The 15,546-nt window shown below is 70.4% G+C and carries 14 protein-coding genes; 4 read left to right on the plus strand and 10 right to left on the minus strand.

The features are described from left to right. The first annotated feature begins 136 nt into the window (after window positions 1-136). Window positions 137-1,099, plus strand: coding sequence for a LuxR C-terminal-related transcriptional regulator (locus AB0E90_RS39795; RefSeq protein WP_360417407.1), 963 nt, complete (start codon window positions 137-139; stop codon window positions 1,097-1,099). Then, the gene (locus tag AB0E90_RS39800; protein ID WP_360417409.1) at window positions 1,096-1,611 is read left to right on the plus strand and encodes a hypothetical protein; all 516 of its coding nucleotides are present in this window, start codon (window positions 1,096-1,098) and stop codon (window positions 1,609-1,611) included. The genes AB0E90_RS39795 and AB0E90_RS39800 overlap by 4 nt, the downstream gene beginning before the upstream one ends. On the opposite strand, the gene AB0E90_RS39805 is transcribed toward AB0E90_RS39800, so the two are convergent. The 6 genes from AB0E90_RS39805 to AB0E90_RS39830 form a co-directional block, all read right to left on the minus strand. Beyond that, the gene (locus tag AB0E90_RS39805; protein ID WP_360417411.1) at window positions 1,578-4,130 is read right to left on the minus strand and encodes a tetratricopeptide repeat protein; all 2,553 of its coding nucleotides are present in this window, start codon (window positions 4,128-4,130) and stop codon (window positions 1,578-1,580) included. The two genes, AB0E90_RS39800 and AB0E90_RS39805, sit on opposite strands and share 34 nt — an antisense overlap. A gap of 9 nt (window positions 4,131-4,139) precedes the next feature. Next, complete coding sequence (locus AB0E90_RS39810) at window positions 4,140-5,147, minus strand: oligopeptide/dipeptide ABC transporter ATP-binding protein (protein ID WP_360417413.1); 1,008 nt, start codon at window positions 5,145-5,147, stop codon at window positions 4,140-4,142. Continuing rightward, on the minus strand, window positions 5,144-6,175 hold the full coding sequence (locus AB0E90_RS39815; protein ID WP_360417415.1) for an ABC transporter ATP-binding protein: 1,032 nt from the start codon (window positions 6,173-6,175) through the stop codon (window positions 5,144-5,146). Before AB0E90_RS39815 ends, AB0E90_RS39810 begins: the two co-directional genes overlap by 4 nt. Beyond that, entirely contained in the window at window positions 6,172-7,074 is a 903-nt protein-coding gene (locus AB0E90_RS39820; RefSeq protein ID WP_360417417.1) for an ABC transporter permease, read from the minus strand. Before AB0E90_RS39820 ends, AB0E90_RS39815 begins: the two co-directional genes overlap by 4 nt. Then, window positions 7,067-8,050 (minus strand): ABC transporter permease, encoded by a 984-nt coding sequence (locus AB0E90_RS39825; protein WP_360417419.1) that lies wholly within the window; start codon window positions 8,048-8,050, stop codon window positions 7,067-7,069. Before AB0E90_RS39825 ends, AB0E90_RS39820 begins: the two co-directional genes overlap by 8 nt. Before the next feature lie 63 nt (window positions 8,051-8,113). Further along, window positions 8,114-9,853, minus strand: a complete 1,740-nt coding sequence (locus AB0E90_RS39830; protein WP_360417421.1) for an ABC transporter family substrate-binding protein — start codon at window positions 9,851-9,853, stop codon at window positions 8,114-8,116. A gap of 251 nt (window positions 9,854-10,104) precedes the next feature. Between AB0E90_RS39830 and AB0E90_RS39835 the strand changes: the two genes are divergently transcribed. After that, window positions 10,105-11,607, plus strand: a complete 1,503-nt coding sequence (locus tag AB0E90_RS39835) for a serine/threonine-protein kinase (protein WP_360417423.1) — start codon at window positions 10,105-10,107, stop codon at window positions 11,605-11,607. On the opposite strand, the gene AB0E90_RS39840 is transcribed toward AB0E90_RS39835, so the two are convergent. Beyond that, window positions 11,604-12,620, minus strand: a complete 1,017-nt coding sequence (locus tag AB0E90_RS39840; RefSeq protein ID WP_360417425.1) for a hypothetical protein — start codon at window positions 12,618-12,620, stop codon at window positions 11,604-11,606. The genes AB0E90_RS39835 and AB0E90_RS39840 overlap by 4 nt on opposite strands. Before the next feature lie 63 nt (window positions 12,621-12,683). On the opposite strand from AB0E90_RS39840, the gene AB0E90_RS39845 reads away from it, so the two are divergent. Then, window positions 12,684-13,259 carry a helix-turn-helix domain-containing protein gene (locus AB0E90_RS39845; RefSeq protein WP_360417427.1) on the plus strand — a complete coding sequence of 192 codons (576 nt, stop codon included), beginning with the start codon at window positions 12,684-12,686 and terminating at the stop codon, window positions 13,257-13,259. Between the two features lie 62 nt (window positions 13,260-13,321). Here the strand turns inward: AB0E90_RS39845 and AB0E90_RS39850 are convergent, their stop codons facing one another. Genes AB0E90_RS39850 through AB0E90_RS39860 form a run of 3 tightly spaced genes read right to left on the minus strand, consistent with a single transcriptional unit; the run spans window position 13,322 to window position 15,539 of the window. After that, the gene (locus tag AB0E90_RS39850) at window positions 13,322-14,068 is read right to left on the minus strand and encodes an alpha/beta hydrolase (RefSeq protein WP_360417429.1); all 747 of its coding nucleotides are present in this window, start codon (window positions 14,066-14,068) and stop codon (window positions 13,322-13,324) included. 34 nt (window positions 14,069-14,102) lie between these two features. After that, window positions 14,103-14,507, minus strand: coding sequence for a cupin domain-containing protein (locus AB0E90_RS39855; protein ID WP_360417431.1), 405 nt, complete (start codon window positions 14,505-14,507; stop codon window positions 14,103-14,105). Between the two features lie 9 nt (window positions 14,508-14,516). Further along, a complete protein-coding gene (locus tag AB0E90_RS39860; RefSeq protein WP_360417433.1) occupies window positions 14,517-15,539 on the minus strand; it encodes a zinc-dependent alcohol dehydrogenase family protein in 1,023 nt (340 codons plus the stop codon). Window positions 15,540-15,546: the final 7 nt, after the last annotated feature.

A 15,546-nucleotide genomic window follows, 5' to 3' on the forward strand; every position in this document is an offset into this window, starting at 1 on the left:
GTCAAGACCCTACAAGCCCGCCGGGTTGCAGGATTCCGCAATCTCGGGCGGGAGGGTTCCGCCGGCCGTCGATGGGTGGTGTTCTGATCGCGCCGGTCAACACGGGGGTGACCGGCCGGTTGGGCGGGGGAGAGATATGCCGGCGGATCCGGGGGCCATCCCGGCGCTCACGCGCTGGGGTTTGTCGGCCGATGCCGACCTGGTCTATCGGGCGCTGGCGCTGCTCGGCCCCGCCGATGGCCACCGACTGGCCCGTGAGCTCGGGCTGGCGCGCACCAGGACGAGGTCCGCGCTGGACGAGCTGGCCGCCGCCGGTGCCACGGTGGCCGCCGGAGGCGCTTGGGGTGCACGATCTCCGGCCGAGGTCGTGCATCGCTTCCGGCGGCGGCCGTTGCCACCGCCGCCCGAGGCCGAGCGGTGGAGGCAGCATTTCGCCACCATCGACGGCATCGCCGCGGCCTGCCGCCGCGGTCTGCCGACCCGGTTGTGGCCGAGCCGGGCGGTCGCCCGCCGGCGGGTGGCGCAGCTGGCCGCGGGGGAGCGCCACGAGCACCTGACGGTCAACAACGAGCCGGTGATCAGCGCCGAGTCGATGTCGGCCGCGCAACCGGTCGATCGGCGGCTGGCTGGCCGGGGGGTGCGCCTTCGGCTCATCGACACCGACCGCGGCGGTGTCCCGATGGCCGAGGTCCGGCACGTCGAGACACCCCCGCTGAAGCTGATGGTCTTCGACCGCCAGGTGGCGCTGTTCCCGGCCGATCCGCTCGACCTGGAGCGGGGTTATGTCGAGGTCGCCGACGACGAGTTCGTGGCGGCCCTGTGTGCATTGTTCGAGCGGCTCTGGGGACAGGGCCGCGATCCATCTCGCCAGGAGGTGATTCCGATCGACCTTTCGCCTCGGGAGAGCGCGCTGGTCGGTCTGCTCGCCCTGGGCCACACCGATCAGACAGCGGCCGAACAGCTCGGGCTCAGCCCGCGCACGGTCGCCTATACGCTGCGTGCCCTGATGGACCGCGTGGGCGTGCAGAACCGTTTCCAGCTCGCGCTGGCACTGGGCGCCGCCGGAGCGGTGTCGCTCGAGGAGAAGGAACCCGAATGATCAGAAAGACCATGGTGTGGATCGCCGCGTTGACCGCGACCCTGCTGCTGGGCGCGCCCGGGGTGGCCCGGGCGACCACCACGTGGGTGCCGGCGAGCTGCGCCACCGGGTCGTTCGATCCGGTCCGCGTCGACGAGCTGGGGCACTATCTGCTTCCGGTGCACATGACGCTCTGCGAGCCGAACAAAGGATTCACCTTCGCGGTGGTGCTCTTCCTGCCGGGCGGTTACCTCCCGATGGCCACCGGCGACAAGCTGCAGTCCTACCGGTCGGCCGAGGTGATCGCCGACGTGTTCCCGCAGACGCTGATGCCGGTCTTCGGGCTGTGCCTGATGCGTGACCTCGACACCCGGACCGCCTGCGTCCGGGTCGACACCGCCGCGGACGGCGTCGTGACCAGCACGCCGATCGAGGCGAGCGACGCGTTGGTGGCCGAGCAGGTGCTGTTCCTGCCGAAGCCGCCGGTGATCTGGCCCAACTACTGCTCGACCTGCGTGTCGATCAACGTCTGAAGACCGGCCCGGATCTGGTCGGCCTCCGGCAGGCCCAGCTCGGTGTAGACGGCCAGCGCCCGCCGGTAGTGCTCGCGGGCCAGGCCGGGGTCGCCGAGGGCGAGGTGGGTGTGGCCGAGACCGGCGTGCGCGGCCGCCTCCTGGTTGCGCACACCGATGCCGGTCGCGATGGCGCACGCCTCGGTGTGGTGGGCCAGCGCGTCGGCGGGGCGGCCGGCGGCCAGGGCGGCCTCGCCGAGCCCGTTGAGCACCCACGTCTCGACGTGCCGGTCGCCGACCTCGCGGAACAGGGCCAGGGCCTGCTGATAGAAGTCGGTGGCCCGGTCGAAGTCGCCGAGCCGGGCGTGCAGCGTGCCGAGGCCGTCGAGCACGTTGGCCTCGCCGGTGCGGTTGCCGAACTGCCGGTACAGCGTGAGAGCCTCCTGCAGGTGGGCGCGGGCCGCCTCGTACCGGCCGGATCGCACTTCGGTTTCGCCGAGGCCGTTGAGTGAGTAGGCCACGTTGCTCTCGACGCCGCTCTCCCGGGCGATGGCCAGCGAGCGTTGCAGATAGTCGATGGCCTCGTCGTGGCGGCCGGACTGCTGCAGGGCGACACCGAGGGCGGTCAGCGCGGTGGCCTCGCCGTACCGGTCGCCGGCCCGCAGGTATCGGCTCAACGCCTGCTGCAGGTGCTCGATGGCCGCCGGATAACGGCCGGACTGCTTGGCGGCCATGCTCAGGTTGATCAGGGCGCGGGCCTGCCCGACCAGGTCGCCGGTCTGCCCGCAGAGCTCGAAGGACCGCTCGAAGTGGTCGACCGCCACGTCGCGCAGACCCTGCAGGAGGTGGGCGACGCCGAGCGCCCGCAGCGTCTCGGCCTGCTCGGTGAGATCGTCGTTGAGACGGGCGGCGCGATAGGCGTGCTCATAGATCGTCCGGGAGTCGCCGTGGTGGCCGGTGCTGAGGTAGCGGCTCATGGTGATGGCCAGCCGGGTGGCGTGCCGTGGCCAGCCGTGGGTGGCGGTGTGCACGGTGACCGCGACCAGGGTGGGCCGCTCGGCGAGCAGCCAGGACAGCGCCTGCTCCGGATCGGCCAGGTCGGGAGCGGGGGTGGCGGCCGGCGGGATCGGCGGGCGGCGGCGTTGGGACTCGCCGGGGTAGATCGCGTCCATGGCCGCCGCGGCGGTGGTGAGGTAGTGGTCGAACAGCCGGGTCAGCGCGGCCCGGCGCCCCGATGGCGGCTCCTCGTCGTGGGCGCGGGTGATCGCGTGGGCGCGGACCAGGTCGTGGAACGTGTACCGGCCCGGGCCGGCCTGCATCAGCAGGTGGTCGGCACAGAGGTCGTCGAGCCACGCCTCGGCGTCGAAGGGATCGGATTCGGTGAGCGCGGCCGCGGCGTACGCGTCGAAGTCCGTTCCGGGGTGGAGGGCGGCCAGCCGCAGCAGCCGCTGGTGGCCGGCCGGGAGGCGCTGGTAGGACAGGTCGAGCGCGATCTCGACCTCGGAGTCCAGGCGCCGCTGCCGGTGGCGTTCGTCGAGCCGGTCGGCGTGGTCGGCCAGCGTCCATCCGGGAGTGTTGCGGATGTGCGCGGCGATCAGGTTGAGGGCCAGCGGGAGGTAGCCGCAGCGCTGGGCGATCCGGGCGGCGGCGTCCCGATCCACCGCACCGACCGCGAGGGTGAGGAAGTCCAGCGCCTCGGCCGGGGTGAAGACGTCGACGGTGAGCTGGGTGGCCGGCTTCAGCTCGGCCAGGCTCCGCCGGCTGGTGATCAGGGTGAGGCAGCCGGCGACGTCGGCCACCAGCGGGCGGACCTGCTCGGCGGTGGCCGCGTTGTCCAGGATCACCAGGGTCGGCGCGGTGGCCACGTGCTCGCGGAAGGCGTCGGCGCGGGCGGTCAGGTCGTGCGGGATCTGGTGGCCCGGCATGCCGAGCAGGCGGAGGAAACCGTCGAGCACGGCCGCCGGTTCGGCCGGTGGCTCGGCCGGGTCGAAGCCGCGCAGGTTGACGAACAGCACCCGCTCGGCGGCCTTCGCGGCCATCAGCCGGTGCCCGGCGTGGACGGCGAGCCGGGTCTTGCCCACCCCGCCCATGCCCTCGAGCGCGGAGAGCACCACCGTGTCGCCGGCCCGCATGGCCTCGTGAAGCCGATCGAGTTCGGCGCCGCGGCCGGCGAACCCGGCGAGGTCCGGCGGCAGGGTGTCCTGCACCCGCACCTGGGCGGTCGCCTCGCCCAGGGTCTGCCGCCACTGGTTCACATAACCGACGTCCGGGTGCAGCGCCTCGACCACCGCCACCACGAGATCGGTGTTGAAGCGCCGCCGCCCGGGCGTGAAACAACTGGCCACCGTGGACCGGCGGGCCAGCTCGCTCGCCGGCCGGCCGGCCGCGGTCCAGGCCGCGTTGACCCGGCCGGTGATCGTGTCGTACGACGGATCACCGGCCCACACCTTCAGCAGCCGGAGCCGCTCGACGAGATCGTCGAGCGACCCGGCCCCGGCCGGATCCGGCAGCGAAGCACCCGGTTGCTGTGACGACGGCATTGCCCGACGTTAGACCAGGGCGAGCGCCTCGGCGTAGTGGCAGGCGGTCTGGTGGCCCTGGCCGCGGTCGGTCAGCGCCGGGATCTCGGTGGTGCACTTGGTGCGCTCGTCGTCGGTCAGCAGGTTGGCGAACTTCGGGCACCGCGTGCGGAAGCGGCAGCCGCTGGGCGGGTCGACCGGGCTCGGCACGTCGCCGGTCAGCAGGACCCGCCGCCGGCTGCGTTCCTTGCGCGGGTCCGGCAGCGGAATGGCCGAGATCAAGGCCTGGGTGTACGGGTGGGCAGCGTTCCGGAAGAGGTCCTCGACCGGTGCCGTCTCGACGATCCGCCCGAGGTACATCACCGCTACCCGGTCGGCGATGTGCCGCACCACGGACAGGTCGTGCGAGATGAACAAATAGGACAGTCCGAGCTCGTCCTGCAGGTCCTCCAGCAGGTTCACGACGCCGGCCTGGATCGAGACGTCGAGCGCGGACACCGGCTCGTCGAGCACGAGCACCTTGGGCCGCAGCGCGAGCGCCCGGGCCACCCCGATGCGCTGACGCTGGCCGCCGGAGAACTCGTGTGCGTAACGGTTGCCGTGCTCGGGGCTCAACCCGACCATCTTGAGCAGGTCGCGGACCTTGTCCCGGGCGTACAGGCCGTGGATCCTCAGCGGCTCGGCGATGATCTCGTTGACCGTCATCCGCGGGTCGAGCGACGCGTACGGGTCCTGGAAGACGATCTGCATCTCGCGGCGCAGCGGCCGCATCTGGGAGCGGGACAGCGGCACGATGTCGCGACCCTGGAAGTTGATCGAGCCGGCGGTCGCCGGTTCGAGGTTGAGCAGCAGCCGGCCGGTGGTGGTCTTGCCGCAGCCGGACTCGCCGACCAGGCCGAGCGTCTCGTGCGAGAAGATGTCGAAGTCGACGCCGCAGACCGCGTGCACGTCGCCGACCCGCCGGCGGATGATCCCGCGCGACCGCACCGGGAAGTGCTTGACCAGCCCGCGGACGGAGATGATCGGCTCGGCGGTCATTGGGGTACCTCCAGGTCGGTGCCGGGGTCGGTGAAGATTTCCTCGGCGGTGGCCGACGCCAGCTCGGCGTGGAAGTGACACGCGGCGAGGTGCCGCTGGTTGATCGTCGGGGTCAGCTCCGGCTCGATCTGTTCGCACCGGTCCCGGGCCTTCGGGCAGCGCGGCATGAACGGGCAGCCCGACGGCAGGTTGAGCAGCGACGGCGGCGATCCGGTGATCGGCGTGAGCCGCGGCCGGCCGGACTCGTCGATCCGCGGCAGGCTGCCGAGCAGACCCAACGTGTACGGCATCCGCGGGTTGTAGAAGATGTCGTCCACGGTGCCGGTCTCGACGAGCTTGCCGGCATACATCACGTTGACCCGCTCGGTGTGGCCGGCGATCACCCCCAGGTCGTGGGTGATCAGCACCAGCGCCGCGCCGGTCTCCTTGCGGGCCGCCTCGAGCGCCTCCAGCACCTGAGCCTGCACGGTCACGTCGAGCGCGGTGGTCGGCTCGTCCGCGATGATCAGGTCGGGGTTGTTGGCCATCGCGATGGCGATCACGATCCGCTGCCGCATGCCGCCGGACATCTCGTGCGGGTAGCTGTCGACCCGCAGCGCCGGGTTCGGGATGCCGACCACCTCGAGCAGCTCGACCGCCCGTTTCATCGCCTTGCTCTTCGGCACGTCGTGGTGCGCCCGCACCGCCTCGGCGATCTGGTAGCCGACCGTGTAGACCGGGTTGAGCGAGGTCAGCGGGTCCTGGAAGATCATCGCGACCTTCTTGCCGCGGATCTCCGACATCGCGTTGTCCGACCGGCCGAGCAGCTCCTCGCCCATCAGTTTGATCGAGCCGGTGATCTGCGCGCTGCGGGGCAGCAGCCCCATCACGGCCATCGACGTCACCGACTTGCCGGAGCCGGACTCGCCGACGATGCCGACCGAGTCGCCCCGGTTGACCTGGTAGGACACGCCCCGGACGGCTTGGACGACGCCGTCCTCGGTGGGAAAGCCGACGGTGAGGTTGTCGACCTCGAGGAGCACTGTCATTGGCGTACCCTCGTCTGCTTCGGGTCGAAGGCGTCGCGCAAGCCGTCGCCGATGAAGTTGATGGTCAGGGCGATGAAGATGATGAACAGGCCGGGGAAGTAGAACAACCACGGCCGGGTGTTCACCGCGTCCCGGTTGAGCGAGACGAGCAGGCCGAGCGAGGTGTCCGGGGCCTGCACGCCGACGCCGAGGAACGACAGGGCCGCCTCGCCGAGGATGCCGGTGGCGATGGTCAGCGTGGCGACCACGATGATCGAGCCGAGCGCGTTGGGCAGCAGATGCCGCAGGATGATCCGGGCATTTCCCGCCCCGAGCGCCCGCGCCGCCTCGACGAACTCCTGCTCACGCAGGGAAAGAACCACACCCCTGACCACCCGGCTGACGTACGGCCAGGTCAGCGCGCCGAGGATGACCGCGATCGACCACCACTGGCTGCCCCCGACTCCCTGCGCGGCGACCGCGGCGGCAACCGCGATGGTGGGCAGCGTGAGCACGATGTCGACGATGCGCATCATCAGGAAGTCGAGCTTGCCGCGGTAGAGGCCGGCGATCGCGCCCCACAGCGCGCCGAGCACGGTGCCGATCAGGGCGATGGCGAGAGCGATCTTCAGCGACTGCTGGGTGCCCCGCATGACCTGGGCCATCGTGTCGTGCCCGATCAGGTCGGTGCCGAACGGGTGGCCGAACGACGGCGACTGCGACAGGTCGTCGGTGATGTCGGTGTAGTCGTACTTCCAGAGCAGCGGGCCGACGTAGGCGAACAGCACGACCACCACGAAGATCGCCAGGCTGGTCACCGCCGCCCGGTGCCGCAGGAAGCGGCGGACCACCAGCTGCGTCTGGGTGCGCTCGCGCACGGCGAAGGTCTCGGCCACCGGCCGGGCCGCGGTGTCACTCATGGCGGATCCTCGGGTCGAGCACGGCGTAGAGCGAGTCGGCGATGACGTTGAAGGCGATCACGACCAGACCGGCCAGCAGCAGCCAGGCGGCCACCGCGTTGGTATCGGCCCGGGCGACGCCGTTGAGCAGCATCCGGCCCAGGCCGTTCCAGTTGAAGACGGTCTCGGTGATCACGGCGCCGCCGAGGATGCCGGCGATGTCCAGGGCGGTGACCGTGACCAGCGGGATCAGCGCCGTCCGCAGCACGTGCCGCACCAGGACCTTGCGCCAGGTCAGGCCTTTCGCCCGGGCCAGCCGTACGTAGTCGGAGTTGAGCACCTCGAGCATGGCGGCCCGCTGGTAGCGGCTCCAGGCGGCGTAGGAGATCAGGGCGAGCGCGATCGTCGGCAGCACCAGGTGCCCGACGACGTCGCCGAACTTCCCGAAGGCCGACATGCTTTCGTAGTTCTGCGAGGTCTCGCCGATCGTGTAGAACACCGTGGTGCCGGAGGCCCGGTTGTAGCGGACCGCGAGGTCCTTGAGGACGATGGCGATCCAGAACGACGGCATGGCCAGGAAGACGAAGCCGGCGAACGTGGTGGCGTAGTCGAACCGCGAGTATTGCCGGACCGCGCTCAGCACGCCGGTGAGGATCGCGAGGACCAGGGCCAGCAGCATCGCGACCAGGACCAGTCGCAGGGTGACGGTGGCCGAGCGGCCCAGATTGGCGCCGATGTCGTAGTTGCTCTGCACCGACTGGCCGAAGTCGCCGTGCAGCACGCCCCAGAGCCAGTCCCAGTAGCGGACGAAGATGTTGTGGTCGAGGCCGAGGCGCTGCGTCTCCAGCTCGATGGTCCGCGGTGGCGCCGGCGGGTTGCGCAGCTTCAGCGGCTCGAGCGGGTCACCCGAGAGCGCCACCAGGGCGTACGCGAGGAATGACGCGACGATGAGGACGGGTATCGCGGCGGCCAGGCGCCGCACGACGTACGCGAACATGTTTTTTCTCTTTCGAGGAGGCTGCCCGGCGCGGTGATCCGCGCCGGGCAGCTCGGTACAGGCCTAGTTGGCGGTTGCCTTCAGGCCCCACTCCTCGGTGTTGAACGTCGGACCGGTCGAGGTGGAGTTCGGCCGGATGTTCAGGTAGTCGGCCTTGGACACCATGAAGTTGGGCCGCTGGAAGAGCGGCAGAACGTAGTAGTCCTTGGCCATCAGCGCGTCGGCCTGGTTGAGCAGGTCGGCGCCCTTCGCCTCGTCGAGACCCGCCTGAACGCCCTGGTTGAGGATCGTGTCGGCCTGCTCGTTGACCCAGTGGCCGTAGTTGCTGTCACTGGCCTTGCCCCACAGCTGCTGGGCGCCCTGGAAGAAGAACGGGGTGTTGACCCAGGCGTACACGATCAGGTCGAAGTCGCCGGAGTCGAGCGTCTTGCCGAGCGTGTTGGTGGTCTGGATCGTCATGTTGATGCCCAGCTGCTTGAGCGTCGCCTGCACCAGTTCCGCCGTGGCGGCCCGGTTGACGTTGCCCTCGGTGTGCCGGAACCGCAGCGTGACCGGCTCGCCGCCGGGGGTCTTGAGTGCGGTGCCGACGCCGGTGTAACCCGCGTCGGTGAGCGCCTTCTTCGCCCCTTCGAGGTCGGCCTTGCCGGCTCCGGTCTCGCTCACCACGTCCTTGTAATACGGGCTCTGCGGGATGAAGTTGTGGTTGCCGAGCGGCTTGGCGTCCTTCCAGAACGTGCCGACCGTGCGGTTGATGATGCCCTGCACGTCGATCGCCTTGAAGATCGCCTCGCGGAGCGCCTTGTCCTTGAGGAACTTGTTCTGCAGGTTGGCGTCGATGTGCTCCCACGAGAGGCCGCCGCTGAGCTTCTGGTTGAAGCCCTGGAGGTTTTGCACCTGGGTGACCATGTCGATGTTGGGCTGCGGGTCGCCGGCGTTGATCTCACCGTTCTGCAGCGCCGGGACGAACGACGACTGGTCCGTCACGATCTTGAAGATGATCTTGTCGAGCGACTGCTTCTTGCCCCACCACTTCGGGTTCGGCACCTCGACGAGCTGCTGGCCCTCCTGGTAGCTCTCGATCATGTACGGGCCGCCGGACCAGGTCGGCTGGGTCTTGCCGAAGGCATCCCACGACTTGAGCAGGCCGGCCGGCGTGCTGTTGTCGCCGGCCGCCTTCGCGATGTGCGCCGGGTAGAGCTCGCCGAACAGCGACTTCCAGTCGGGGTAGGTCTTGCCGGCTTGGAAGGTGGCGGTCACCGTCTTGCCGTTGTCGCTGCCGGTGACACTCTGCAGGACGTCGTAGCCGGAGCTGCTCGAGGTGCCGCAGTCCGGGCAGTCCTTCGTGTTGCGCGCCCGGAAGGCGTAGTTGAAGTCGTCCGCGGTGATCGGCGTGCCGTCGCTCCACACCGCTTCCGGCTTGATCTTGTAGACCACGGTCTGCGGGCTGGTGCTGGTGACCTTCGGTTCCTCGACCACCAGGTCGGAGTTGAGCCCGGCTTTGTAGTCCGGCGCGCCGTAGTAGACGTTGGGAATGAGGCCGCCCATCATCACCGAGGTGGCGTAGTGACCGCCGTCCGCGCCCACCGTGTTCCAGGTGGCGATGTCCTGCTCCTCGTAGTACACGATTGAGCCGCCGGCCTTGGTCTCGCCGGTGTTGCAGGTCAGCGGTGTCTTTGCGCAGGAATCGAAGCCGAGCAGCTCCTCGGTCGGGGTGGCGTCTCCACCACTGCAGGCGGTTATGGCAAGCATCGAGGCGGTCGCGATCGCGACCAGCCCCAGTGCCCTCCGTGGGCTGGTGATCATTATTTCCCTCCGGGCATGCCGGGGCGCCGTCGGTCTGAAGGTCGCCAGAAGCGGGACTGCGGTGTGAGCACATCTGACTGCACAGCGTGTAGTTGTGCCTAGGCCGCCCGATCGACTTGTGACTATCTCGTTATTTGATCTCTATCTATGCTGACCGTCCTAATGGCCTATGTTTCATCCGGATGAACCGGGCAACGTGTTCTACATTGGATCAATGCGTGAACGTCGGCCGCTCCGGGTAGAGACTGTTCATGACGGTGGCCCCGGTCTACGTCCATGACCGTTACCGCCTCGGCCGGACCCTCGGCGCGGGCGGCATGGGGCGTGTCTGGCAGGCCCGCGACGAACTGCTCGACCGCGACGTCGCGCTCAAGGAGATCCTGCTCCCGGACGCGCTGGTCGAGGCCGACCGCGAGGCGCTCAACCACTACATGCTGCGCGAGGGGCGGGCCGCGGCCCGGCTGTCGCATCCCGCGGTGGCCCGCATCTACGACACGTTCGAGTCGGACGGGCGCGCCTGGATCGTGATGGAATACGTGCCGTCCCGTTCGCTGCAGGAGGTGCTCGACACCGACGGCCCGCTGCCGCCGCGCCGGGTCGCCGAGATCGGGCTGGCCGTCCTGGCCGCGCTCATCTCCGCCCACGCGGCCGGGGTGCGGCACCGCGACGTCAAGCCGGCGAACGTGCTGCTCGCCACGGACGGGCGGGTCGTGCTCACCGACTTCGGCGTGGCCGCGGTCGACGGCGAGAGCCTGATCACCAGCTCCGGCCTGGTGATGGGCTCGCCGCAGTACATGGCGCCGGAGCGGGTGCGGGACGGCGACACCACCGCGGCCAGCGACCTGTGGTCGCTCGGGGCGACGCTCTACGCGGCGGTGGAGGGACATGCGCCCTACCTGGGGCACACGGTCATGGAGACGATCACCGCGGTGGTCAGCCAGCCGCCCGCCCCGGCGACGCGGGCCGGCGAGCTGGGGCCGGTGCTGGACGGCCTGCTGCGCAAGCTGCCGGCCGAGCGCGCCGACGCCGAACAGACAGAGGAGCTGCTGCTGGCCGCGCTCGAGGCGCCGTCGCCGCCCGCGGCCGCGCCCCGCCGGCGCCGGACCCCACTGATCGCCGCCGGGGTCGCGGTGCTGCTTCTCGCCGCCGCCGTGATCTCGTGGGTCCTGCTGCGGCCCGAAGTGGACCGAACGACCGCAACGCCGCAGCCTTCCACGCCGATCACGCCCTCCGCTGCCGTGCCGTCCGCTGCCGTGTCGTCCGCTCCGGCGTCGCCGGCCACCACCACTGCCGTGCCCGCCGACACCCGGCCGGTCCTTCCGGCGGGCTGGACTGATTATCGTGATCCTACCGGCTTCTCCGTTTATGTCCCTAAAGGGTGGACACGCTCCAAAGAGGGGAGCATCGTCTACTTCCGGACCGAGGGCCGGGTGCTCGGCATCGACCAGACCGACAGCCCGCAGTGGGACCCGGTTGCCGACTGGCGGGGCAAGGCTTCCTACCGGGTGTCGCACGGCGATTTCCCCGGCTACCGCGAGATCCGGATTCGCGAGGTGAAGTACTTCCTCAAGGCGGCCGACTGGGAATTCACCTTCAACCGCTCGGGCGTACGCCAGCACGTCAACAACCGCGGCGTGGTGACCTCGAAGCACCAGGCGTACGGCTTCTACTGGCAGACCACCGACGCCGCCTGGCCGTCCGCCCAGGGCGACCTGAAGCTGGTCTTCGACAGCTTCCGCCCGGCCGCCGACTAACCGGCGTATCGGGCCGCGACGGCGGCGAAGGCGGCTTTCGGCTCCCAGGGCATGTCCGGGTAGGTCTCGCCGGTGCGGCCCTCGAGGACCTTGACGATGCCGCCGCTGGCCAGGTCGAGGTCGTAGCGGGGATCGCCGTCCGGGCGGTGCGGCAGGTTGTACAGCGCGAAGAGGTGCACGAACGCGCTGTCCACGCCCTCGCTGTCGAAGATCTCCAGCAGCTCGTCCAGGTAGGCCGCCTGGCCGGCCTCGTCACGCTCGTAGACGCCGTCGAGGCGGATCGGCCAGCCGGTCTCCTCGTCGTACTCGATGATGTCCATGCTCTTCGGCGCGACGTCGCCGGCGCCGCGCCAGGTGGCCGTGCCGAAGCCGGTGATCGCGAGCGGTTTGGGCTGCGCCGCCAGGGTGCGCACCCCGTCGCGGAACAGGTGCGCGACCTCGGCCGAGCGGATCAGCTCCAGCGTGACGAAGTCGAACAGGTCCCAGTCGATGCCCTCGAACTGGATCGCCGAGTAGGTGACCTTGCCGCCGAAGACCTCGCGGATCGCCGGCACGACGCTGCCGAAGAACGCGCCGAGGCGGTCGCGGATCTCGGCGATCCGCTGCGGCCGGGCCGCCGGGTCGGCGAAGAGGTGGGTGAGCCGATCTTCGAGCCGGTCGCCGTCGATGAAGCCGCGGTTCATGACGCTCAGCTCCACCCCGGCCACGAACACCACCTCGCCCGGCACCGTCGCGGCCCGCCGGGCGCAGTCGAGGAACAGCGCGCGGATCTCGCCGGGATTCAGATCCAGCGGGTACGGCGTGAACCACACCTCCAGGCCCAGCCCGGTCGCGATGCGGGCCGCCGTCTCCAGCCGCTCCGGGTCGCCGCCGACGATCTGGACCGCGGTGCAGTGCAGGTCGTCGCGAATGATCGTTAACTCCCGCCGGACTATCTCCAGGTCAAGGTGGGGCACCGAGATCTCGCCGTCGCGAACCCAGCCCACGTCGTAGGTCATGCCTTTGGCTCTCATGCCGCCGACCGTAGAGCAGAAAAGTGCGTGCACGCAAGTTTGCGCGCACGCTAGAATTCCGCCGTGACATCCCTTCGGGAACGGAAGAAGCAGGCCACCCGGGTGGCCCTGCAGGCGGCGGCGTTGCGCCTGGCCTTGGCAAAAGGGCTTGATGAGGTACGGGTGGACGAGATCGCCGAGGCCGCGGGAGTGTCGCCACGCACCTACAACAACTACTTCCCGAGCCGGGAGCACGCGATCGTCGCCGCGGTCACCGCGTCGCGTGTGCCCACCGTCGACGCCGGCGGGCCGCTGGCCGGCGCGGTGACCGACGCCGTGGTGCGGTACTACACCGAGCCGGGCGACCGGGACGCGATGCTGATGATCACGACGAACCCGGCCCTGCGCGCCTGCTATGTGGAGGCGACGGCCGGGATCGAGGCGCCGGTCGCCGAGGCGATCGTCGGCCGTGGAGCCGACGCCCGGACGGCCGAGGTGCTGGCGGCGGCGGTCGGCGCGGCCGCCAAGGTCGCTCTCCGGCGGTGGTTGCAGCCGACCGGGACGGCCGGCCTCATGGTGGTCTCCGGCTCACTGCCGGACCTGATGCTGGCAGCCCTGGCCCCGCTGACCCCGGCCCTCGAAGCGGCCGAGCGGGGATAAGGCGCCCGCCGGCTCGCCGCCCGCGGCGGATCAGGGGTGGCGCTGGTCGGCCCGGCTGCCGGTCAGAGGTAGGCGGGCTCGGTCAGGAAGGCCAGGACCTCGGTGGCGAAGCGGTCCGGGGCGAGGCTGTGCACGCGGTGGCCGACCGGGATCGTGGTGAGGCGGGCGTCCGGCATCGCGGCGGTCACGTCGGCGAGCCGCTGCGGTGGGATGCAGCTGGCCGGGCCGCCGGACAGGATCAGGGTGGGCTGGCGGACCTCGCCGAGCCGGGCCCACCAGTCCAGGTCGGGGCGGGTCAGCTGGCGCAGGATCGAGGCGAGCGCGCGCAGGTGGTAATCGCGGCGCACGGTCAGGATGCCGGCCACCCCGGCCAGGAGCTGGAGCGGGTTGATGCCCTTCGCCGACACCGCCTGCCGCGGCGGGGCCGCCAGATCCTCCAGGACGAGGCGGGAGATCCGCTCGGGCGCGTGCCGGGCGGCAGCGAGGGCGGCATGGCCGCCGACCGAGTGCCCGATCAGGACGGCGTCACGCAGGTCCAGCGTCGTCAGCAGGCCGAGGACGTCGTCGCGGATGGCGGTCAGCGCGTAGTCGCCGGGGCGGGCGCTGGTGGCGTGCCCGCGCAGGTCGAGCGCGATCACCCGGTGGCCGGCCGCGCTCAGGCGCGGCGCGAACCGGTCCCAGGTGCGCGTGCTGCTGCCGCTGCCGTGCAGCAGGACCATCGGCGTGCCGGCCGGGTCGCCGGCTTCCCGGAAACCGAGGCGGACACCGCCGACCTCGAGGGTGCCGACCACCGGCCAGTCAAATGCCATCCACGTTGTTTACCAGAAGTTCGGCTGCTGACCGTTACTGATTTGCCGACTGGTAGAGCTCCTCGGCCACCGGCTCGAGCCAGATGGTCGGGTCGCCGCCGTCCGGCTTGGCCTCGAGCATCGCCAGGTGGCTCATGAACGTGTCCTCGGCCGCGCCGTGCCAGTGGTCCTCGCCGGGCGGGCAGACCACCGTGTCGCCGGCCCGGATGCGCAGCACGGTGCCGTCGCGGGTGCCGACCAGGCCGACGCCCTCGGTGACGTGCAGGGTCTGGCCGACGGCGTGCGAGTGCCAGTTGGTGCGGGCGCCCGGCGTGAAGCGCACCAGGGCGACGGTCATCCGTGACGGCCCGGCGCCGTTGTAGATCGGGGTCATATAGACGTCACCGGTGAACGCGGTGGCCGGCGTCTTCACGGTCGGGCGGACGGGTTTGAGCTCCATGGCGTACTCCTAAAGCTTGAGCAGGGTCTTGATGGCGCGGCGCTCGTCCATCGCCTGATACCCCGCGGCCGCGTCGTCGAGCGGCAGTTCGAGGTCGAAGACCTGGCCCGGGTCGATCTCACGCTGCAGGATCAACTCGATCAGGCCGGGCAGGAAACGGCGCACCGGCGCCGGACCACCATGCAGGTGTACGCCGGAGAAGAACAACTCCATCCCGGGCAGCTCCACGCCGTGCGAGACACCGACGTAGCCGACGTGACCGCCCGGACGGGTGGAGCGGATGGCCTGCATCATCGACTCCTGCGTGCCGACCGCCTCGATCACCGAATGGGCGCCGTACCCTCCGGTCAAGTCTTTGATCCTGGCGACGCCGTCGTCGCCGCGCTCGGTGACGATGTCGGTGGCGCCGAACTTGCGGGCCAGTTTCTGCCGCGACTCGTGCCGGCTCATCGCGATGATCCGCTCCGCGCCCAGTTGCCGGGCGGCCAGCACCCCGAGCAGGCCGACCGCGCCGTCACCGACGACCGCGACCGTCTTGCCCGGCCCGGCCTCGGCGGCGACCGCGCCGAACCAGCCGGTGCCGAGCACGTCGGAGGCGGCCAGCAGCGACGGGATCAGGTCCGCCGGCGGCAGTTCGGGCGTGGCCACCAGGGTGCCGTCGGCCCACGGGATGCGCAGGTACTCGGCCTGGGCGCCGAGGCCGCCGATCCCTTCGGCGTGGATGCAGCGGCTCTGGTAGCCGGCCTGGCAGATCTCGCAGGTGTTGTCGGAGGCGAAGAACGAGCCGACCACGAACTGGCCCGGCTTGATGTCACGGACCGCGCTGCCGACCTCCTCGACGACACCGACGTACTCGTGACCCATCGGCGACGGCTTCTTGACCTCCTGGATGCCGCGCCACGGCCACAGGTCGGAGCCGCACACGCAGGCGGCGGAGACCCGGATGATCGCATCGGTCGGTTCGACGATGGTGGGCTTGTCGCGCTGCTCGACCCGCACGTCGCCGGGGGCGTGCATGACTACCTGACGCATGTCGGTT

This window comes from Actinoplanes sp. NPDC026619 (genome assembly GCF_040638295.1).
Lineage (GTDB): Bacteria > Actinomycetota > Actinomycetes > Mycobacteriales > Micromonosporaceae > Actinoplanes.

Bases quoted from the DNA above. Each gene is read 5' to 3' on its own strand.
- AB0E90_RS39795 (WP_360417407.1), top strand. From the start codon at position 137: ATGCCGGCGGATCCGGGGGCCATCCCGGCGCTCACGCGCTGGGGTTTG.
- AB0E90_RS39800 (WP_360417409.1), top strand. From the start codon at position 1,096: ATGATCAGAAAGACCATGGTGTGGATCGCCGCGTTGACCGCGACCCTG.
- AB0E90_RS39805 (WP_360417411.1), bottom strand. From the start codon at position 4,130: ATGCCGTCGTCACAGCAACCGGGTGCTTCGCTGCCGGATCCGGCCGGG.
- AB0E90_RS39810 (WP_360417413.1), bottom strand. From the start codon at position 5,147: ATGACCGCCGAGCCGATCATCTCCGTCCGCGGGCTGGTCAAGCACTTC.
- AB0E90_RS39815 (WP_360417415.1), bottom strand. From the start codon at position 6,175: ATGACAGTGCTCCTCGAGGTCGACAACCTCACCGTCGGCTTTCCCACC.
- AB0E90_RS39820 (WP_360417417.1), bottom strand. From the start codon at position 7,074: ATGAGTGACACCGCGGCCCGGCCGGTGGCCGAGACCTTCGCCGTGCGC.
- AB0E90_RS39825 (WP_360417419.1), bottom strand. From the start codon at position 8,050: ATGTTCGCGTACGTCGTGCGGCGCCTGGCCGCCGCGATACCCGTCCTC.
- AB0E90_RS39830 (WP_360417421.1), bottom strand. From the start codon at position 9,853: ATGATCACCAGCCCACGGAGGGCACTGGGGCTGGTCGCGATCGCGACC.
- AB0E90_RS39835 (WP_360417423.1), top strand. From the start codon at position 10,105: ATGACGGTGGCCCCGGTCTACGTCCATGACCGTTACCGCCTCGGCCGG.
- AB0E90_RS39840 (WP_360417425.1), bottom strand. From the start codon at position 12,620: ATGAGAGCCAAAGGCATGACCTACGACGTGGGCTGGGTTCGCGACGGC.
- AB0E90_RS39850 (WP_360417429.1), bottom strand. From the start codon at position 14,068: ATGGCATTTGACTGGCCGGTGGTCGGCACCCTCGAGGTCGGCGGTGTC.
- AB0E90_RS39855 (WP_360417431.1), bottom strand. From the start codon at position 14,507: ATGGAGCTCAAACCCGTCCGCCCGACCGTGAAGACGCCGGCCACCGCG.
- AB0E90_RS39860 (WP_360417433.1), bottom strand. From the start codon at position 15,539: ATGCGTCAGGTAGTCATGCACGCCCCCGGCGACGTGCGGGTCGAGCAG.